General features: G+C 65.1%; 18 protein-coding genes. 13 read left to right on the top strand and 5 right to left on the bottom strand.

The features are described 5' to 3' along the window. Nucleotides 1–32: 32 nt before the first annotated feature. Together MYCSP_RS12675 and MYCSP_RS12670 are read right to left on the bottom strand one after the other, a co-directional pair. Nucleotides 33–719 carry an MspA family porin gene (locus tag MYCSP_RS12675; protein WP_083013346.1) on the bottom strand — a complete coding sequence of 229 codons (687 nt, stop codon included), beginning with the start codon at nt 717–719 and terminating at the stop codon, nt 33–35. A gap of 62 nt (nt 720–781) precedes the next feature. Beyond that, complete coding sequence (locus tag MYCSP_RS12670) at nt 782–1,459, bottom strand: MspA family porin (RefSeq protein WP_083013156.1); 678 nt, start codon at nt 1,457–1,459, stop codon at nt 782–784. A 450-nt stretch (nt 1,460–1,909) separates the two neighbouring features. On the opposite strand from MYCSP_RS12670, the gene MYCSP_RS12665 reads away from it, so the two are divergent. The 11 genes from MYCSP_RS12665 (at nt 1,910) to eutC (ending at nt 14,261) form a co-directional block, all read left to right on the top strand. Then, the gene (locus MYCSP_RS12665) at nt 1,910–2,464 is read left to right on the top strand and encodes a hypothetical protein (protein WP_083013157.1); all 555 of its coding nucleotides are present in this window, start codon (nt 1,910–1,912) and stop codon (nt 2,462–2,464) included. A 29-nt stretch (nt 2,465–2,493) separates the two neighbouring features. After that, nucleotides 2,494–3,090, top strand: a complete 597-nt coding sequence (locus MYCSP_RS12660; RefSeq protein ID WP_083013158.1) for a riboflavin synthase — start codon at nt 2,494–2,496, stop codon at nt 3,088–3,090. 97 nt (nt 3,091–3,187) lie between these two features. Continuing rightward, nucleotides 3,188–4,441: a bifunctional 3,4-dihydroxy-2-butanone-4-phosphate synthase/GTP cyclohydrolase II gene (locus MYCSP_RS12655; protein WP_083013159.1), complete on the top strand. Its 1,254-nt coding sequence runs from the start codon at nt 3,188–3,190 to the stop codon at nt 4,439–4,441. Continuing rightward, complete coding sequence (gene ribH, locus MYCSP_RS12650; RefSeq protein ID WP_083013160.1) at nt 4,438–4,926, top strand: 6,7-dimethyl-8-ribityllumazine synthase; 489 nt, start codon at nt 4,438–4,440, stop codon at nt 4,924–4,926. The genes MYCSP_RS12655 and ribH overlap by 4 nt, the downstream gene beginning before the upstream one ends. Then, nucleotides 4,923–5,393: a PH domain-containing protein gene (locus MYCSP_RS12645; protein WP_083013161.1), complete on the top strand. Its 471-nt coding sequence runs from the start codon at nt 4,923–4,925 to the stop codon at nt 5,391–5,393. The genes ribH and MYCSP_RS12645 overlap by 4 nt, the downstream gene beginning before the upstream one ends. Nucleotides 5,394–5,556: 163 nt before the next feature. Then, nucleotides 5,557–7,545: an acetate--CoA ligase gene (gene acs / locus MYCSP_RS12640; RefSeq protein ID WP_083013162.1), complete on the top strand. Its 1,989-nt coding sequence runs from the start codon at nt 5,557–5,559 to the stop codon at nt 7,543–7,545. Between the two features lie 111 nt (nt 7,546–7,656). Continuing rightward, nucleotides 7,657–8,940, top strand: coding sequence for a GAF domain-containing protein (locus MYCSP_RS12635; RefSeq protein ID WP_088415600.1), 1,284 nt, complete (start codon nt 7,657–7,659; stop codon nt 8,938–8,940). 104 nt (nt 8,941–9,044) lie between these two features. Then, a complete protein-coding gene (gene adh / locus MYCSP_RS12630) occupies nt 9,045–10,568 on the top strand; it encodes an aldehyde dehydrogenase (protein ID WP_083013163.1) in 1,524 nt (507 codons plus the stop codon). An 83-nt stretch (nt 10,569–10,651) separates the two neighbouring features. Next, nucleotides 10,652–12,079 carry an ethanolamine permease gene (gene eat / locus MYCSP_RS12625; protein WP_083013164.1) on the top strand — a complete coding sequence of 476 codons (1,428 nt, stop codon included), beginning with the start codon at nt 10,652–10,654 and terminating at the stop codon, nt 12,077–12,079. Beyond that, nucleotides 12,076–13,491: an ethanolamine ammonia-lyase subunit EutB gene (locus MYCSP_RS12620; protein ID WP_088413896.1), complete on the top strand. Its 1,416-nt coding sequence runs from the start codon at nt 12,076–12,078 to the stop codon at nt 13,489–13,491. Before eat ends, MYCSP_RS12620 begins: the two co-directional genes overlap by 4 nt. Beyond that, nucleotides 13,488–14,261 (top strand): ethanolamine ammonia-lyase subunit EutC, encoded by a 774-nt coding sequence (gene eutC / locus MYCSP_RS12615; RefSeq protein WP_083013166.1) that lies wholly within the window; start codon nt 13,488–13,490, stop codon nt 14,259–14,261. Before MYCSP_RS12620 ends, eutC begins: the two co-directional genes overlap by 4 nt. A gap of 8 nt (nt 14,262–14,269) precedes the next feature. Here eutC and MYCSP_RS12610 read toward each other — a convergent pair whose 3' ends face one another. Genes MYCSP_RS12610 through MYCSP_RS12600 form a run of 3 tightly spaced genes read right to left on the bottom strand, consistent with a single transcriptional unit; the run spans nt 14,270 to nt 17,129 of the window. After that, entirely contained in the window at nt 14,270–16,213 is a 1,944-nt protein-coding gene (locus MYCSP_RS12610; protein ID WP_088413895.1) for a gamma-glutamyltransferase family protein, read from the bottom strand. Between the two features lie 19 nt (nt 16,214–16,232). Then, entirely contained in the window at nt 16,233–16,868 is a 636-nt protein-coding gene (locus tag MYCSP_RS12605) for a hypothetical protein (RefSeq protein ID WP_083013168.1), read from the bottom strand. A 15-nt stretch (nt 16,869–16,883) separates the two neighbouring features. Next, nucleotides 16,884–17,129: a hypothetical protein gene (locus MYCSP_RS12600; RefSeq protein ID WP_407661701.1), complete on the bottom strand. Its 246-nt coding sequence runs from the start codon at nt 17,127–17,129 to the stop codon at nt 16,884–16,886. A gap of 179 nt (nt 17,130–17,308) precedes the next feature. On the opposite strand from MYCSP_RS12600, the gene uvrC reads away from it, so the two are divergent. After that, on the top strand, nt 17,309–19,324 hold the full coding sequence (gene uvrC, locus MYCSP_RS12595) for an excinuclease ABC subunit UvrC (RefSeq protein ID WP_083013169.1): 2,016 nt from the start codon (nt 17,309–17,311) through the stop codon (nt 19,322–19,324). Beyond that, nucleotides 19,296–20,201 (top strand): RNase adapter RapZ, encoded by a 906-nt coding sequence (rapZ, locus tag MYCSP_RS12590; RefSeq protein ID WP_088413893.1) that lies wholly within the window; start codon nt 19,296–19,298, stop codon nt 20,199–20,201. Before uvrC ends, rapZ begins: the two co-directional genes overlap by 29 nt. Nucleotides 20,202–20,207: the final 6 nt, after the last annotated feature.

Here is a 20,207-nt window from a genome sequence, read left to right as displayed (position 1 = left end):
CCTCTGTTCTTTGGCAGTTCGGGCGGTCTGAACTAGACGGTCTTCGTGACGCCGTAGTAGGCGACGATGTCGTCATTGTCCTTCGACGAACTGGTCAGCACGGCGTACGAACGCAAGAACGACTGGCCGATGCAACCGTCGATCTTGATGTGCACGTCCTTGAGGGTGATGCGCACTTCGCTGCCCTTGTACTTCTTCTTGTCGACGGAGACGTTGATGACCTCACCGGGCTGCGGGTGTACCTCGATCTGGCCCTGAATGGGCAGGCCGAGGCTACCGATGCCGCCGGTGGTCAGGCCGACGTTGAGACCGATGGAGCCGTTCAACTTGACGGTGTTCAGGCTGATGCCGCAACCGATCTGGTAGCCGGCCTCCAGGGTGCCGCCGGACAGCTTGGTGCTGCCGCCGCCCTTGGCCGAGCCGGTGAACGTGCCTCCGGCCAGGTACTCGCGCGACGAGGTGGCGGTGGTCAGCGGCGGGATGGGCAGCTGGGTCTCATCCTTGGCACCGACTGTGAGGGTCCAGCCGTCGGGGGTCTTAACGATGCCTGGTTCCTCGGAGCCGACGAGGCCGTTGTCCGGCGGTGGGCCGTCAGCGGGAGGCGGGGCGTCCGCCACGGGCTGGACGGGTGGCGGGTCGTCGGACGGGTCCGCCAGGGCGAGCGGAGCCGACGCCGCGAGTGCGCACGCGGCGGTCAGGGTGACGAGACTCTTGAGCATGGGATTGAGGCCTCTCGTGGTCTTGAACAGTGGGCTGGCTGTGGGTGTTTCGGTCATCAATGTCAGACGGCCTTGGTGACACCCATGTACGTGACCACGTCATCGGTGTTCTCGGTGGAGCTGGTGAAGGTCGCGTAGGACCGGATGAAGGACTGACCGACGCAGCCGTCGATCTTGATGCGGAAGCCGGTGATGGTGGTACGCGTGGTGGTGCCCTCGAAGGTCTTCTTGTTGACCGGGACGATGGTCACCGTGCCCGGCTTCAGACCGACCTTGATCTGGCCGACCACACCGGCGCTGGCCGAGGGGACACCGGCCATGCTGATCGACGGCTGGAGGCTGACACCACCCATCAGCTCCACGGGGCCACCGGTGATGCCGCAGCCGATCTGGTAGCCGGCTTCCAGGGTTCCACCGGCGAGTTTCGTCTTGCCGCCACCCTTCACGCCACCGATGAATGTGCCGCCGACGATGTATTCGCGCGAGGACAGCGCAGTGGTCAACGGTGCCACCGGCAGCAGACTCTCGTCCTTCGCGGCGACGGCGAGGATCCAGCCGTCCGGGGTGGACAAGGTGCCGGGCTCCGCCGACGGCATTGCGCCGGTATCGCCGGGAGGGGGCGGTGGTGCATCCGCCACCGGCTGTACGGGCGTCGGATCATCACCGGGTTCGGCCAGGGCGAGGGGCGCCGTTGCGGCGAGCGCGCAGACAGCAGTCAGAGTGACAAGACTTTTCAGCATGGTGCGGTGGCGCCTCTCATTGTTTGGTGATGTCCATGACTTCTGTGAGGAAGCTGTCCCGACGAATGTTGGGGGTGCCGCGTTGCGAAACGGTTAATGGACGGACAACAGTTATCGCCCAATGTCTATCCATTTCCTACGTCGGTACACACCGTTCCAACCGCGATGATTTGAAACGTGAAATGCCTTCTGCCTCGGCGGTTGTGAGGAAAACCACTGGTGTCGTTACCGCGCCCGCATGATCATTTGGGACTACCCGGTAGGGGTATCCAGCACACTTTTCAACGGTCAGGCGAATTCTCTGTCATATACCAGTTGTTCAACAATGGTTCAGACTCGTGACAATTCCGCAACTCACTATCAGTTGTCGGTGCTGTCTTGACGCGACGTCGTGATGAATTGCGGGTACGGTCACGGCCGAACAGCACCAGGGAACCTGGAGAGGAATCGATGAGGCCACTACATCTGTGTCGCAAGGCGGCCGTGCCGGCTCTGGTCGCGATCGGTATGGGCTTGGCGGTTGTTCCTGCAGCGTATGCGGAGCCCGATCAACCCGATCCCACAGACCAGCCGGCCGTAGCGCCCGGTCCCGCGATTGTGTCGGGTGCCGCGCCGACCAGTGACACCGCGACCCCTGCTGCCGTCGAGGCGTGCGCGAAGTTCGCGACCGCGCTGGATTACGCCGCGACGAACTACTCCGACTTCGCCAACAACCTGGCGGGGATGGAGGGCAACTACAGCGATGTCTATGTCTCGTCGAGCAATGGAACCGGCCGTACCGCGCTGCGTGAGGCGGCCTCGTTCGCGAACGAAGCTGCGAATACCCCGGATCTGGATCCGGCGATCGCCGATCCGATGCGCTCATGGGCGACGAACGCCAATAAGTTGATGATCCTCATGGGTGTGCGCGCACCGGTCGACGGCGTGAACGGGAAGGCCAACGACCTGAACACCGACGCGCACAATGCCCAGATGGCCTGCGCGCAGGCAGGGACGCACGCCTAATCCCAGGAAAGCGTCCTAGGCTTGGCGGCATGTTCACCGGAATCGTTGAGGAGCTTGGCGAGATCCTGGGCAGGGAAGATCTCGACGACGCTGCCCGTCTCACCGTGCTCGGCCCCCTGGTCGTTGAGGACGCGAAGCATGGCGACTCGATCGCCGTCAATGGCGTCTGCCTGACGGTGGTCGAGGTCCGGCCCGGGGGAGTCTTCACCACCGACGTTATGGGCGAGACGCTCTCGCGGTCCAGCCTGGACAAGATCGCCACCGGCGCCAAGGTCAATCTGGAGCGGGCGGCCGCGGTCAACAGCCGGCTGGGTGGACACATCGTGCAAGGGCACGTCGACGGCACCGGGCAGGTGCTGGTGCGGACGCCTTCGGAGAATTGGGAGGTCGTGCGCGTCTCCCTGCCGCAGGCAGTGGCCAGATATGTCGTCGAAAAGGGCTCGATCACCGTAGACGGGGTGTCACTGACGGTGTCGGGATTGGGACCGGACTGGTTCGAGGTGTCGTTGATCCCCACGACGTTGGGCCTGACCACGCTGGGCACGGCGACCATCGGCACGACGGTGAATCTCGAGGTGGATGTCATCGCCAAGTACGTCGAACGGCTGCTCGAACACCGTTCCTAGGCGGGCCCGGATCCGCTGAGTGAACAGCGCTCGAATCGTTCGATTCCCAGTGGTTCATACTTAGAGTGCCCACACGCCCCTAACGAGAGTGGTCCCCATGACCAGGTTGGACAGCATTGAACGCGCTGTCGCCGATATCGCCGCCGGTAAGGCCATCGTCGTCGTCGACGATGAGGACCGGGAGAACGAAGGCGATCTGATCTTCGCCGCGGAGAAGGCCACCCCTGAATTGGTGGCATTCATGGTGCGGTACACATCGGGGTACCTCTGTGTACCGTTGGCCGGTGAGGACTGCGACCGTCTTGGGCTGCTGCCCCAGTACGCGGTAAATCAGGACAAGCACGGCACGGCGTACACCGTGACCGTGGACGCGAAAAACGGTATCGGAACCGGGATTTCGGCCTCCGATCGCGCCGCGACCATGCGACTGCTGGCCGACGCGGAGAGCGCGGCCGACGACTTCACCAAGCCGGGGCACGTTGTTCCGCTGCGCGCCAAGGATGGTGGGGTGCTGCGACGCCCAGGGCACACCGAGGCATCGGTTGACCTGGCCAAGCTGGCGGGCCTGCGGCCCGCCGCGGTGATCTGCGAGATCGTCAGCCAGAAGGACGAGGGTGCGATGGCGCAGACCGAGGAGCTGAGGGTCTTCGCCGATGAGCACAACCTGGCGCTGGTGTCGATCGCGGATCTGATCGAGTGGCGGCGTAAGCACGAGAAGCATGTCGAACGGATCGCCGAGGCGCGTATCCCCACCCAGCACGGTGAGTTCCGTGCGGTGGGTTACACCAGCATTTACGACGACGTCGAGCACGTGGCCCTGGTGTTGGGGGACATCTCCGGCCCCGACGGCGACGGCAACGACGTGTTGGTGCGTGTGCACTCCGAGTGTTTGACCGGTGACGTATTCGGTTCGCGGCGTTGTGATTGCGGTCCGCAGCTGGACGCCGCGATGGAGATGGTGGCCAAAGAGGGCCGGGGCATCGTGTTGTACATGCGCGGCCATGAGGGCCGCGGCATCGGACTGATGCACAAGCTGCAGGCCTACCAGCTGCAGGACGCCGGTGAGGACACCGTCGACGCCAACCTGAAGCTCGGTCTGCCCGCTGACGCGCGCGACTATGGTTTGGGCGCACAGATTTTGGTGGACCTGGGCGTGAAGTCGATGCGCCTGTTGACCAACAACCCCGCCAAGCGCGTGGGATTGGACGGATACGGGCTGCACATCATCGAGCGGGTGCCGTTGCCGGTGCGTGCCAACTCCGAGAACATCCGGTATCTGCGTACCAAGCGGGATCGGATGGGACACGACCTGGCCGATCTCGATGATCATCCCGAGGCTGATGGCGCGTGAGCGGCGGCGGAATCCCGTCACTGAAGGTCGGTGACGCGTCGGGTCTTAGCCTGGCGATCGTGGCAAGCACGTGGCATGACCAGATCTGCACGGCCCTGTTGGAGGGGGCTACGCGTATTGCCACCGATGCGGGGATCGAACGTCCGACGGTGGTACGGGTGCTCGGCGCCATCGAGATACCGGTGGTGGCGCAGGCTTTGGCACGCACCCATGACGCCGTCGTCGCGCTGGGTGTGGTGATCCAAGGCGAGACACCGCATTTCAACTATGTTTGCGATGCGGTCACCACCGGGCTGACCCGCGTGTCGTTGGATACCAGCACCCCGGTGGCAAATGGCGTGCTGACCGTGAACAACGAACAGCAGGCCCTCGACCGGGCCGGTCTGCCGGGGTCATCCGAGGACAAGGGCGCTCAGGCGGCAGCTGCCGCCCTGGACACGGCGTTGACGCTGCGCCGGCTTCGCCAGCCCTGGGCCGAGGCGTGAGCGAGTCGCCGCGGGACCGCGAATGGGAACTCGTCCTCACACCGCATCTGTCGCCGTACTTCGTATACGCGGCGGCCTTTGTCATCGCGGCCGCGCATGTCGCAGTGGGCCTGCTGCTGAAGATCTCGCCCAATAGCGGGGTGATCTTCAAGACCTCCGACCAGGTGGGTATCGCGGTGGTGGGCTTTGTCATCGCAGGGGTGGTGCTGATGTTCGCGCGACCTCGAGTGCGGGCCGGTGAGGGTGGCATCGAGGTGCGCAATGTGTTGGGCCCGAAGCTCATTCCATGGTCGGACGTCGTCGGAGTGTCGTTTCCGGCAGGAGCGCAGTGGGCGCGGCTGGACCTGGACGACTATGAGTACGAGCCGTTGATGGCCATTCAGGCAATCGACAAGCAGCGTGCCGTCGACGCGATGGACGCGCTGCGGGCACTGATCGTCACCTACACGAATCGTCCGGCCGCCTGACCGGCCCGGCACTTCGCGTCGTCGTGTGACCGCGGTCGCAATCTGCAGCCTTGGTGCAACCTTTGCGGCGATAACGTGCCGCCACCAACGACATAACCCGTAGACCGCGTGTGCGGCAATTCCCGTCGGGTGCAGTCGACAAGGCGACACTCAAGGAGAATCGGTGCCCGCACAAAGCTCTGTTCGTCATGCCCATGTTGTGTCCCCGAGTGCCGACCGTTACCCGCCGACGTCTCAGTTCGCCGAACAGGCCAACGCCACCGACGAGCTCTACCACGAGGCGGCGGCCGACAGGCTCGGGTTCTGGGCAAGGCAGGCCGAAAGGCTCTCTTGGGAACGTGCGTTCACCGAGGTGCTGGATTGGTCCGACGCGCCGTTCGCGCGCTGGTTTGTCGACGGCACCCTGAATGTGGCCTACAACTGTGTGGACCGGCACGTGGAAGCGGGCAACGGCGGCCGGGTGGCGATTCACTGGGTGGGTGAGCCCGCTGGCGAGGCGCGTGCCATCACGTATGCCGAGCTCAAGGACGAGGTGTCCCGGGCTGCCAATGCGCTCGCCGGCCTGGGCGCCGCGCCGGGCGACAGGGTGGTGATCTACATGCCGATGATCCCCGAAGCGATCATTGCGATGCTGGCGTGCGCGCGCCTGGGCGTCATGCATTCGGTGGTCTTCGCCGGATTCACCGCGTCGGCGCTACGGGCCAGGATCACCGATGCGGGGGCCAAGATCATCATCACGGCCGATGGTCAGTACCGGCGGGGAAAGGCCGCACCGCTCAAGGCTGCCGTCGACGAGGCGATTGCCGAGGGGCTGGGCGTCGAACATGTTCTGGTTGTCCGGCGCACCGGCACCGAGGTGGCCTGGAACGACAGACGCGATGCGTGGTGGCACGAGACGGTCGGGCGCGCCTCCGCCCAGCACCGCCCGGAAGCCTTCGGCGCCGAGCATCCGCTGTTTCTGCTGTACACCTCGGGCACCACGGGAAAGCCGAAAGGCATTGTGCACACCAGTGGCGGGTACCTGACGCAGGCGGCCTATACCCACAGCGCGCTCTTCGATATCAAGCCTGAAGTCGATACCTATTGGTGCACAGCAGATATCGGGTGGATCACGGGGCACACCTATATCGTCTACGGTCCACTGGCCAACGGGACCACTCAGGTGGTGTATGAGGGCACACCGGCCTGGCCGGATGAGCGCCGGCACTTTCAGATCATCGAGAAATACGGTGTGACAACCTATTACACGGCGCCGACGTTGATTCGCACCTTCATGAAGTGGGGGCGGCAGATACCCGATGCGCACGATCTTTCGAGCCTGCGGTTGCTTGGTTCGGTGGGAGAGCCCATCAACCCGGAGGCGTGGCGCTGGTATCGGACGGTCTTGGGCAACGACGTCGCGCCGGTGGTGGACACGTGGTGGCAGACCGAAACCGGGGCAGCGATGATTTCGCCGTTGCCCGCTGTCACCTCATGCAAACCCGGTTCGGCGATGCAGCCGCTGCCCGGTATCTCGGCGATGATCGTGGACGACGATGGAACGAGGTTGTCCGCACATTCCGACGAGGTTGGACAGGGCGCCGGATACCTCGTTCTCGACCAGCCGTGGCCTGCGATGGCACGCGGTATCTGGGGCGACCCGGACCGGTTTGTGCAGACCTACTGGTCGCGATTCGCCGAGCAGGGGTGGTACTTCGCCGGCGACGGTGCTCGCTACGGCGAGGACGGCGAGATCTGGGTGTTGGGCCGCATCGACGATGTGATGAACGTGTCCGGCCACCGGATTTCCACGGCGGAGGTCGAGTCCGCGTTGGTGGGGCATGCCGGGGTCGCCGAGGCGGCCGTCGTGGGTGTCACCGACGAGCAGACCGGCCAGGCCATCTGCGCATTCGTCATCCTGAACGCTCGGCACCAGGGCAGGCCGCGTGACGCCACCATCGATGAACTGCGCAGCGAGGTGGCGCGTGAGATATCGCCGATTGCCCGGCCACGGGATCTCTTCGTGGTCCCCGAGTTGCCGAAGACCCGCAGCGGCAAAATCATGCGCAGGCTGCTGAGAGATGTTGCCGAGGGGCGCGATCCCGGTGACACTACGGCGCTGGTAGACCCCGCCGTGTTCGAGGCAATCCGGGCGCAGGCCTGCCTGCCGTAACCTGCGTGACCGGCTATCTCGCGCAGTTTCCCTTCCCGGCACCGATGTCCAAGTATCGTGTCGATATCGACCGTGCCTGCGAATATGGCCAGGGCAGAGAGCTTGGAGACCGTGGCGACTACGAGAAGTACAGCGCGTGGCAGCGCTGTACGCGCCTCGTTGGCGTCCGTACGCGACGCGCACGACCTTTTCGTGGCCGGCCGGGTAGACGGTTCGTACCTGGAGTCCATATCTCTGCCGCGCCTGGTGACCGAAAGCTGGCAGCGGAGCCTGGCGACCGGCGTCGATCCCGATCGCGGTCCCGGTGAGGCCGCGGCCGCCAAGCGCCTGACCGAACTGCGCAGCAGCCATCCGCTGGCCGGAGCGCTGCCTGTCATCCGCCGCTTGCTGGTGGATCACGCCACGGACTCCGGCGCACTCGTCGGGGTCACCGCTGCCGACGGAGCACTGCTCTGGGTGGAAGGTGACGCCGGCGCCGGCCGCAAGGCGGCCACGATGAACTTCGTGCCCGGCGCCGACTGGAGCGAGCAGGCGGTGGGCACGAATGCCCCGGGCACCGCGCTCGCGCTGGACCGAGAGGTGCAGATCCGCGGCAGTGAGCACTTCTGCAGGCTTGTCCGTCCGTGGTCATGCACCGCGGTTCCGCTCCATGACCCGTTGACGGGCGTGCCCCTGGGAAGCCTGGACTTGACCGGCGGTGCCGCCGTCGCCTCCGCACAGACCCTGGCACTCGTGCGCGCGACCGCGGTTGCCGTCGAACATTTCATCGCCCTGAACTACCCGAGTCAGGATCATCGGCAGGGTGATACCGAACCGCGGTTGACCGTGCTCGGCGCCGACCGCCCGGTGTTGTATCGCGCCGACGGGCAGCGCGCCCACCGGCTGTCGGGGCGCCATGCGGAGATCCTGGCATTGTTGCTACGCCACCCCGAGGGACTCAGCGCCGATCATCTGGCGATGCTGCTCGATGAAAACGACCTCGACGTCGTCACCATTCGCGCGGAGATGTCGCGACTGCGTCGCATCGTGGGCGGCGAATTGATCGGGTCCCGTCCCTACCGGCTTCTGGAACAGGTCGGCAGCGATATGGGTGATGTCTTCGCCGCACTACGAGCCGGTGACGTCGCCGGGGCGATGGACTCCTATTCGGGGCAGCTGTTGCCGCGATCGGCGGCGCCAGCGATCGGTCGACTGCGCCTGGAATTGAGCGCGAGCCTTCGCGGTGCGGTGCTCGCCGGCGGAGACCTGCACCTGTTGCGCCGCTGGCTCGACCTGCCGGAGGCGCGCGATGATCGTGCGGGATGGCAGGCCCTGCGTGAGCATCCGAGCGCGGGCACGGTCATGCGGTCGGAAGCGCGCGGCCACCTCATCGCGCTGGATTCCGATCTCGCCTGAGCGCGGGGCCCCCGGACCAAGAAGTTGCAACGGTGCTGCAACGGGCCGAAATCTACCTTCAGTGATCACCGACACATCTGATGTCTTGAAGGTAGGAGACCACCGTGACCGTTTATGCCCGCCCGGGTGCGCAGGGATCGCTGATGGCGTTCGCATCCCGCTACGAGAATTTCATTGGCGGGCAATGGGTTCCCCCGGTCCAGGGGCGCTACTTCGAGAACCGTAGCCCGGTGACGGGGGAGGTGTTCTGCGAGATACCTCGCTCCTGTGAGGCCGATGTCGAGAAGGCGCTCGACGCCGCGCACGCCGCGACGGCAGGGTGGGCCAAGATCTCGCCGGCGGAGCGGGCGCTGATCCTGAATCGGATCGCCGACCGGATGGAAGCCAATCTGGAGTCGATCGCCGTCGCCGAGTCGTGGGACAACGGCAAGCCGATCCGGGAAACCGTCAACGCCGACATCCCGTTGGCCATCGATCATTTCCGGTACTTCGCCGGTGTCCTTCGGGCGCAAGAGGGTTCACTGTCGCAGATCGACGAGGACACCGTCGCCTACCACTTCCATGAACCTCTGGGCGTTGTCGGGCAGATCATCCCGTGGAACTTCCCACTACTGATGGCGAGCTGGAAGCTGGCTCCGGCTCTTGCCGCGGGTAACGCGGTGGTGCTCAAGCCCGCCGAGCAAACCCCGGCGTCGATCCTGTACCTGTTCTCGCTGATCGGTGACCTGCTGCCGCCGGGTGTGGTGAACATCGTCAACGGCTTTGGGGTGGAAGCGGGCAAGCCGCTGGCATCCAGCAGCCGGATCGCGAAGATCGCATTCACCGGTGAAACCGGTACGGGCCGGCTGATCATGCAGTACGCGAGCCAGAACCTGATTCCGGTGACCTTGGAACTCGGTGGCAAGAGCCCCAATATCTTCTTCTCGGATGTGATGGCGGCCGGTGACGATTTCCAGGACAAGGCCCTGGAAGGGTTCACGATGTTCGCGTTCAACCAGGGCGAGGTGTGCACGTGTCCGTCGCGCAGCGTGATTCAGGCGGACATCTTCGACGAGTTCCTGGAGTTGGCTGCCATCCGCACCAAGGCCATCCGCCAGGGCGATCCGTTGGACACCGAGACCATGATGGGGGCGCAGGCCTCCCATGAGCAGCTCGAGAAGATCCTGTCCTATATCGAGATCGGCAAATCTGAAGGGGCGCGGCTTGTTACCGGCGGTGAGCGCGCGGAACTCGGCGGCGACCTGTCGGGCGGCTATTACGTCGCGCCGACGGTTTTCGCCGGGACCAACTCGATGCGGATCTTCCAGGAGGAGATCTTCGGGCCGGTGCTCGCCGTGACCTCATTCGCCGATTACGACGAAGCCATCGCCATCGCCAACGACACCCCGTACGGACTGGGCGCTGGAGTGTGGAGCCGTAACGGCAATATCGCTTACCGCGCAGGGCGGGATATCAAGGCGGGCCGGGTATGGACCAACTGCTACCACCAATACCCCGCACACGCGGCATTCGGCGGCTACAAGCGGTCCGGTATCGGCCGTGAGAACCACAAGATGATGCTCGACCACTACCAGCAGACCAAGAACCTGTTGGTGTCCTACAGCTCCAAGGCCCAGGGATTCTTCTGATCCTCGCCATCGGCGGTCTCACCGGAAAGCGAAGTCACCCCACTGAATTGAACCACTGAACTGCGGAGAAGCAAGGAAACGATATGGCGACCACCAAGCACGGCCTCGTCGAGGAGCACCTCGAGAGCGCGGAGTACCTGCGCAAGCGTCAACTCAGGTCGGGGAGCGCGGGCTGGCTCCTGCTGGCCGGCCTCGGAGTGAGTTACGTTGTGTCCGGCGACTACTCGGGCTGGAACTTCGGACTCGGCCAGGGCGGCTTCGGCGGGCTGGCAATCGCCACCGTGGTGATCGCCGGCATGTACCTGGCCCTGGTGCTGGGCATGGCGGAGTTGTCGTCGGCATTGCCGACGGCGGGAGGCGGGTACACCTTCGCACGCCGTGCGCTGGGGCCGTGGGGTGGATTCGCCACGGGCACGGCAATTCTCATCGAGTACTCGATTGCCCCCGCCGCAATCGCCACCTTCATCGGAGCGTACGTGCAGTCGTTGGGGCTGTTCGGCATCACCAACGGGTGGTGGGTGTACCTGGCCGCCTACGCCGTGTTCATCGGGATCCATCTCTCCGGTGTGGGCGAGGCGTTGAAGGTGATGTTCGTCATCACCGCGGTTGCCTTGGTGGGCCTGCTGATTTTCGCGGTGGCCGCCGCCGGTCATTTCGACATCCACAACCTGACCAATATCGCGGTGGACGAAAGTGCTGCCGGGGCTTCCAGCATCCTGCCGCACGGCTACCTTGGCATTTGGGCCGCCATCCCGTTCGCCATTTGGTTCTTCCTGGCCGTCGAGGGCGTTCCGCTGGCCGCCGAAGAGACGGCCAACCCGGAACGCAATGTGCCACGCGGGATCATCGCGGCGATCGGCGTGCTGCTGGTGACCTGCGCGGCGGCGCTGATTCTGACCACCGGAGCCGGCGGAGCGGAACAGATGTCGGATTCGGGCAACCCGCTTGTCGAGGCGCTCGGTCACGGCACCGCGGCCAAGCTGGTCAACTACATCGGGTTGGCCGGACTCATCGCGAGCTTCTTCTCGATCATCTACGCATACTCGCGGCAGCTGTTCGCGCTTTCCCGCGCGGGTTATCTGCCGACCGTGCTGTCGGTGACCAACTCGCGGAAGGCTCCGACGCTGGCGTTGATCGTCCCCGGCGTCATCGGGTTCGCGCTGTCACTGACCGGGCACGGTGACCTGCTGCTGAACATGGCGGTGTTCGGCGCGGCGGTGAGTTACGTGCTGATGATGGTCAGCCATATCGTGCTGCGCGTGCGTGAACCGAAGATGCCGAGGCCCTACCGCACCCCGGGCGGCATGGTGACCACCGGCTTCGCCCTGGTCGTGGCGGTGCTCGCAGTCATCGCGACATTCCTGGTCAATCCGGTGGCCGCGGGCCTGTGTTTGGCCGTATTCATGGCGTTCATGCTGTATTTCGCGCTCTACAGCCGTCACCGCCTGGTCGCCAACTCGCCCGACGAGGAGTTCGCGATGCTTGCGGAGGCGGAAAGCGAGCTCACGTGAAGTACCGGCGACAGGTAGCGGGGCAGAACTATACGTTCGACGGACTGGTCGATGTGATGGCCAAGGCGACGCCGCTGCGCTCGGGTGACCAACTCGCCGGATGCGCGGCCGGGTCCGATGCCGAACGGGCCGCTGCGGCTTGGGTTCTGGCTGATCTTCCGCTCGATACCTTTCTCAACGAGGCAGTGGTGCCCTACGAAACCGATGAGGTCACCAGGCTGATCATCGACAGCCATGACCGCCTCGCCTACGGCCCCATCTCACATCTGACCGTCGGCGGCTTTCGGGACTGGTTGTTGGAGAGCGCTTCCCGTGACGACGGTGCTCAGCGGATTGCCGCCGTTTCCGCGGGAATCACCCCGGAGATGGCGGCGGCGGTCAGCAAGATCATGCGCAATCAAGACCTGATCGCGGTCGGCGCCGCCATGCAAGTCAGCGCCGCCTTCCGCACCACCGTCGGTGGGAAGGGCACACTGGCCACGCGGCTGCAGCCGAATCACCCCACCGACGATCCCCGTGGCGTCGCGGCTGCCGTGCTCGACGGGCTGCTTCTGGGATGCGGTGACGCGGTGATCGGCATCAACCCGGCAACCGATTCACCGCACGCCACATCGGATCTGCTGTATCTGCTCGACTCCATCAGATCGCGCTACGACATCCCGACCCAGTCCTGCGTCCTCTCACACATCACCACGACGATCGAATTGATCGAGCGGGGAGCTCCGGTGGACTTGACGTTCCAGTCGATCGCGGGTACCGAGGGAGCCAATTCAGCTTTTGGAGTAGACATCTCGCTGCTGCGTGAGGGCCGCGACGCGACTCGGGGGCTGAACCGGGGCACCGTCGGCGACAACGTCATGTACCTCGAAACCGGGCAGGGATCGGCGCTGAGCTCTCACGCCCATCTGGGTACCGGCGGCAAGCCGGTCGACCAGCAGACACTGGAGGCCCGTGCCTACGCGGTGGCCCGTGACTTAGAGCCATTCCTGGTCAATACCGTCGTCGGATTCATCGGGCCGGAATACCTCTACGACGGCAAGCAGATCATCCGTGCCGGACTGGAGGATCACTTCTGCGGCAAGCTACTGGGCCTGCCGATGGGTGTCGACGTCTGCTACACCAACCACGCCGAGGCGGATCAGAACGACATGGACGCATTGCTGATCCTGCTCGCGGCTGCCGGGGTGGCATTCGTCATCACCGTTCCCGGTGCCGACGATGTCATGCTCGGTTATCAGAGTCTGTCGTTTCACGATGTCCTGCAGGCGCGTCGGACTTTGGGTCTGCGCCCGGCACCGGAGTTCGAACAGTGGTTACAGGCCATCGGGATGATAGACGCGGGCGGTCGTCTCACGCCGTTCGATGTGGTCAATTCGCCGTTGCGCGCCCTGACCACCTCGGGCGTCCGATGAGTACCGGCGATGTTGCCCGCCAGAAATTTTGGCGAGAGTTGCGCCTGAATACCCAGGCCCGCATCGGCTTGGACCGTGCGGGCAACGCGCTGCACACCAGGGACGTACTGGATTTGGCCGCTGCCCATGCGGCCGCGCGTGACGCCGTCCATGTGCCCTTGGATGTCGAACGGCTCGCCGCCGACGTCACCGGCATCGGGCTGGGAACGCCCGCGGTGGTCACCAGCCAAGTGAGCTCGCGTGACGAGTATCTACGCAGGCCCGACCTCGGAAGGCTTCCTGCGGATCTGTCCGCGGTGCCGTGCGAGGCATCGGATATCGGATTCGTTCTCGCCGATGGCCTGTCGCCGACGGCACTTATGCGCCATGGCGTCTCGCTCGTGGGCGAACTTGTCCGGCAGCTGGGTGACGCATACACGTTGGCGGCACCCGTGATCGCCACCCAGGCCCGAGTGGCGCTGGGAGACCACATCGCGGCGCAAGGCCGGTACCGCACACTGATCGTCATCATCGGTGAACGGCCCGGGCTCAGCGTCGTGGACAGTCTCGGCATCTACCTCACGCATCTGCCGCGACCGGGATGCACCGATGCGGACCGCAACTGCATCTCGAACATCCATCCGCCCGACGGGCTCAGTTACGAGGAGGCCGCGCATATCGCGGCGAGCCTGGTCAGCGGCGCACGCCGGCTGGGCCGTTCCGGAGTGTCACTCAAGGACACCTCGCGTGCAGACGCCCTCGGCGGCTCTGACCGGGAAGAGCTGGCTTGACATTCGGTTCAGCCCGTATCACCCATGACGAGACCCTCGCGGCGTGGGTCCGCACCGCCTATCCACCCCGGCCCGCGCCGCACCAGGGCCGATAGGCCGCTGGACTGGTCAGCGACATCGACGGCGTGCCCGCGCTGACGCAGCCCCCGGATGAGGGGATCGTCGGCGCCGTTGTCACGCGCGTCGATGTTCGGGTGCTCGCCGCCCACATTGGTCTTGGCGGAATTGTTGGCGCCGAAATCGACCATGGACACGGCTTGCTGCGGATCCAGCCCCCAATCAAGAATGCCGACAAGCGTTTTCACCACGAACTGAATGATCACCGAGCCGCCGGGTGAACCGAGCGCAAGCAGTAGCGCACCGCGCTTGCCCGATTCCGTCCTCTCGAAAACCAAGGTGGGAGCCATGGAGCTGCGTGGCCGTTTGCCCGGTTGCAGCCGGTTCGCGATAGGAAGGCCGTCCTTGCCGACCGGCTGGGCCGAGAAGTCGGTGAGCTGATTGTTGAGGATGAAGCCATCGACCATGTGGAAGGAGCCAAAGGCGGATTCCACTGTGGTGGTGAGCGATGCCGCGTTGCCGCGGGCGTCCACCACGGTCACCTGGCTGGTGCCGTGTTCGGGAGTGGAGACCGCTGCCGAGGTCGGAACGTTGAACTCCCCGGGCTTGGCGGTGCCCATGGTCCTCTCACCCGAGATCAATTGGGCACGCCCGGCCAGATACGTTGGGTTGAGCAGCGCGCCGGGCGAATTGCCGGGCAGCGCAACGAAGTCGGTGTCAGCGACATACTTGTCACGGTCGGCGTAGGCCAGTCGCTCGGCCTCGGCGATGTAGTGCACGCCGTCGACGGTCGGCTTGCCGCCGTCCAGGTCGAGGTCGGTGGGCCGGTAGGAGGCCATCGGAAAGTTCTGCAGAATCCCAAGGGTGGCGGCGACGGCGATGCCGCCCGACGAAGGAGCCGGCATGCCACAGATCTCGTGGTCGCGGTAGGTGGTACAGAGAGACTCACGCCGCTTGGCGGTGTACTCCGATAGATCGGCGGCCGTCATCAGGCTCGGGGTGCGTCCCGCCGAGGTGTCTGCCGCCGCGGCGACGATGTCGTCCGCGATCGCACCCCGGTAGAAGGCATCGGGTCCGTCGGTCGCGACGGCGCCCAGGGTCTTCGCATAGGCAGGGTTGGTGAGCTTTGTCCCTGCCGGTTTCGCCGACCCGTCGGGATTGAGAAAGTACGTGCCCGCCTCCTGGTCAACGGCAAGGCCGGCCGCGGAGTCGGCGATGGCGGCGGCGAGGCGTGGGCTGATCTCGAAACCCTCATCGGCCAATTGAACCGCCGGAGTGAACAAGTCACGCCATGGCTTGGCGCCGTGTGCGGTGTGGGCGTCGTGGAGCATACGCAGGATTCCCGGCACTCCGATCGAACGCCCCGATGACCGTGTGTCGGGCGCGGGTTCGACTGGATGCGCGTCGTCGATCCAGCGCAGATAGTTTTCCGTGGCGGCCGCGGGCGCGACCTCACGGCCGTCGTAAGCCTCGACAGCACCCGTGGCGGCGTCGTAGTAGACGAGAAAGCCGCCGCCACCGATCCCGGAGGATTGCGGTTCGACGAGTCCGAGCACTGCCTGTGCGGCGATTAGTGCGTCCGTCGCCGATCCTCCGTCGCGTAGCACCCGGCAGGCGGCCTGGGTGGCCAGCGGGTTGGCGGTCGCGACGGCATAGCTCGCGGTGCGGACCGCCGACATGCCCTGGCGGTAACCGGTGGCGACCTCGGGGTTGGTGGAGATGTTGCGCTCGGTAGTGGACCCTGCCACAGCGGCTTTCGAGATCGGCGTGCCATTGGTGACGATGCCGCACGGCTCTGAGCCGGCACCGCGGCGCGCGGCATGATCGGTCGAGCAGCCCGCGACCACGACGAGGGCGATGGCGAGGGAGGCTAGCGCTCTCGGCAGGGTCCTCACAGTTCCATCACGTTAGCGGCTAGTGGACGGTGTCCACCGGGTGGTAGGAGAAACCGACTTCGACGGGCGTGTTGGCGAGCTCGGGACTGCGGGCTGACAACGCGGTATTGCCGTCGGGATCGATCTCGACGGTCAGCGGGATCTCGGTGCCCTTGGCGGTGGTCACCGTGGGCGACGCGAACATTCCGACCAGGAGTGCGGGCTGATCCGGACCTGCGCCGTCGGATTCGATGAGCAGCGTGGTGCCGTGCCGCACCCAGTGGGTGCCGGCGGGAAGTCCGAGGTGCAGGTTGTAGTCCAAAGAGTCGGCCGGGTTCTTCTTCACGATCGTGAAGTACTCGCCGCCGTCGACAAGAGGCGTCACGATGATGTCGGTGTCGGCGGATTGGTAGGTCGCCTCCCCGTCGGGCCCCCACTGCGCCGGCATCAGGGGAGCATCAGAAGGCAGATGGATCGTCAATGGTTCACCGGGTTTTCCCGTTCTGACGCGGATGCCCTCCTGCGCGAAGACGGGAAGGATCGCTGTGCGAGAAGCGGTTTGAGAGTCCGGGGTCGGTGCCGGAGTATTGGGATCGGCACTGGTCATCGCGGGCGGCAAGGCGATCGTGCCAGCGGTGACCATGGCAATGGCCAGGGGATAAACACGGTTTCTCATCGATCGTCCTATCTGTCAGCACGCCAGCGTGACGTGAGCGACCTTGGTAGACACGGGAACCGACGTGGGCCTGTTGCGCATATCGCGGGCACTGGCGACATTGGAGACCGGCGACTGTTGATTGACGGATTGGACGACGCAATTGTCGGGATGCCCCGAGCCGATTCTCGTCACGGTGACCCGATAGCCGCTGGCCTGCAGGCTGTTGATCACGGCATCGGCATCGTTCGACGGGCGGGCCATGGCATGGATCGCGGTCATGAGGGACAGGCCTGCCGCCGCGGTGACCAGCACGGCTATCAAGACCGCGGGCAATCTACGCACCGTTGTCGCTCCTTAGCCTCGGCGTTGAGGTACCCCCTGAGGGTAGCGGAATGTCCGACGTCGCCGGGCATGTATCAATGGGTGGGAGCGTCAGAGTCGCGGACTAGCCTGGATACGTGCCCGATCCCGCGACCTATCGACCGGCTCCCGGCTCGATACCTGTCGAGCCGGGCGTCTACCGATTCCGCGATCCGCACGGACGGGTCATCTACGTCGGCAAGGCCAAGAGTCTTCGCAGCCGGCTCACCTCGTACTTCGCCGATGTCACGGGTTTGCATCCGCGGACCAGGCAGATGGTCACCACCGCGGGCAGCGTGGAGTGGACGGTGGTGGGCACCGAGGTCGAAGCCCTGCAGCTCGAATACAACTGGATCAAGGAGTTCGATCCGCGCTTCAACGTCCGCTATCGCGACGACAAGTCCTATCCGGTGCTGGCCGTCACTCTCAACGAGGAGTATCCGCGCCTGTTCGTCTATCGCGGACCACGGCGCAAGGGCGTGCGCTACTTCGGCCCGTACTCGCATGCGTGGGCCATCCGGGAAACCCTCGACCTGTTGACACGGGTGTTCCCCGCGCGCACCTGCTCTAACGGAGTGTTCAAGCGGCACAAACAGATTGATCGGCCCTGCTTACTGGGATACATCGAAAAGTGCTCGGCGCCCTGCATCGGGCGAGTGAGCGCCGAAGAACACCGCGAGATCGTGCTTGATTTCTGCGATTTCCTGTCGGGTAAGACGGATCGTCTGGCGCGTGACATGGAACGCGAGATGAACCATGCCGCGCAGCAACTGAACTTCGAAAGGGCGGCGCGGCTGCGGGACAACATCTCGGCGCTGCAGCGTGCGCTGGAACGACAGACCGTGGTGTTCGGCGACGGCACCGACGCCGACGTGGTGGCATTCGCCGACGACGACTTGGAAGCCGCCGTGCAGGTGTTTCACGTGCGTGGCGGGCGGGTCCGCGGGCAGCGTGGCTGGATTGTCGAAAAAACCGGCGATCCTGGAGATTCCGATCTCGAGGGTTTGGTCGAGCAGTTCCTCACCCAGTTCTACGGTGATCAGGCGGATCTCGCGCACGCGGCCGATCCCGAGGCCGATGTGGCACCGGTACCGCGCGAAGTGCTGGTACCGGTCCTGCCGAGGGACGCCGAGGGAATGACGTCTTGGCTGACCGGCCTGCGGGGTTCACGGGTGTCGTTGCGGGTGCCGCAGCGCGGCGACAAAAAGGCACTGGCAGAGACGGTTGAGCGCAACGCGAAAGAGGCCCTGGCGCAGCACAAGCTCAAACGCGCGGGCGATCTCACCACCAGGTCTGCCGCCTTGCAGGAGCTGCAGGACGCGCTGGGCCTGGAGCAGGCGCCGCTACGCATCGAGTGCATCGACATCAGCCATGTCCAGGGCACCGACGTGGTGGCCTCGCTGGTGGTCTTCGAAGATGGACTGTCCCGCCGATCGGACTATCGCCACTACAGCATCAAGGAGGCCGCCGGGGACGGTCGCTCCGACGATGTCGCCTCCATCGCGGAGGTCACCCGGCGTCGATTCGCCCGGCATGTGCAAGATCAGCAGGCGGTGACTGAGTATGCAGCGGAAGGACATTCACGAAGATTCGCCTATCCGCCCAATCTTTTCGTGGTGGACGGCGGGGCGCCTCAGGTCAATGCGGCCGCTGCGGAGCTGAGTGAACTGGGCGTCACCGACGTCGCGGTGGTCGGCCTGGCCAAGCGGCTCGAAGAGGTGTGGGTGCCCGGCGAACCGGACCCGGTGATCCTGCCGCGAACCAGTGAGGCGCTGTATCTGTTGCAGCGCGTGCGTGACGAGGCGCACAGGTTCGCCATCACGTTCCACCGGAGCAAGCGCTCGCGACGGATGACGGCCTCGGCGCTCGACGGTATTCCGGGTCTGGGGGAGGCCCGCCGGGCCGCGCTGGTGTCACATTTCGGTTCTGTCGCACAGCTCAAGAAGGCCAGTGTCGAGGAGATCACCGCTGTGCCGGGCATCGGCGCGGCCACCGCGGTAGCGGTGCGCGAGGCACTCGTCGGAACTGGCGGATCGGCGGCCACTTCCGGTGCAACCGAAGCGGCACTGCCCGCCATGGTCGAAAATGGAGCCGATGACACTCCATCCCCCTAACGAGACCGCGAACGCCGATATCGACGTCGTCCTGGTCACGGGCCTCTCGGGCGCGGGACGCGGCACCACCGCCAAGGTGCTCGAAGACCTCGGGTGGTACGTCGCCGACAATCTGCCGCCGGAACTGATCACCCGGATGGTCGATCTGGGCCTCGCGGCCGGCTCGCGCATCACCCAGCTCGCCGTGGTCATGGATGTGCGGTCCCGGGGGTTCACCGGGGATCTGGAGTCGGTCCGTGCCGACCTGGCCACGCGCGGGATCAGCCCGCGCGTGCTGTTCCTGGAAGCGTCCGACGAGAGCCTGGTCCGCCGCTACGAGAACAACCGGCGGAGTCATCCGTTGCAGGGTGGGCAGACCCTCGCCGAGGGCATCGCCGCCGAGCGCGCCCTGCTTTCCTCGATCCGGGCGTCCGCGGATCTGGTCATCGACACCTCGTCGTTGCCCGTCCCGGCCCTACGCGCGGCGATCGAGCGCGCCTTCAGCAGTGAATCCGTGGCCCACATCAGCGTCACGGTCGAGTCCTTCGGATTTAAGTACGGCTTGCCGATGGACGCGGATATGGTCGTCGACGTCCGGTTCCTGCCGAATCCGCATTGGGTGGACGAGCTGAGACCACACACCGGTCAGCATCCTTCGGTGAGTCAGTACGTCTTGAGCCAACCCGGTGCGGACGAGTTCCTGGACACCTACCATCGGCTGCTGAACCTCGTGATCGACGGCTACCGGCGAGAGGGAAAGCGCTACATGACCATCGCGGTGGGCTGCACTGGCGGTAAGCATCGCAGTGTCGCGATAACCGAGGCACTGGCCGCATCACTGTCACCCGATGAAGACCTGTCGGTGCGTGTGCTGCACCGCGATCTGGGACGCGAATGAGCTCGG

The sequence above is a fragment of the Mycobacteroides saopaulense genome (assembly GCF_001456355.1).
GTDB lineage: Bacteria > Actinomycetota > Actinomycetes > Mycobacteriales > Mycobacteriaceae > Mycobacterium > Mycobacterium saopaulense.
This window is presented reverse-complemented; position numbering and strand designations above follow the sequence as displayed.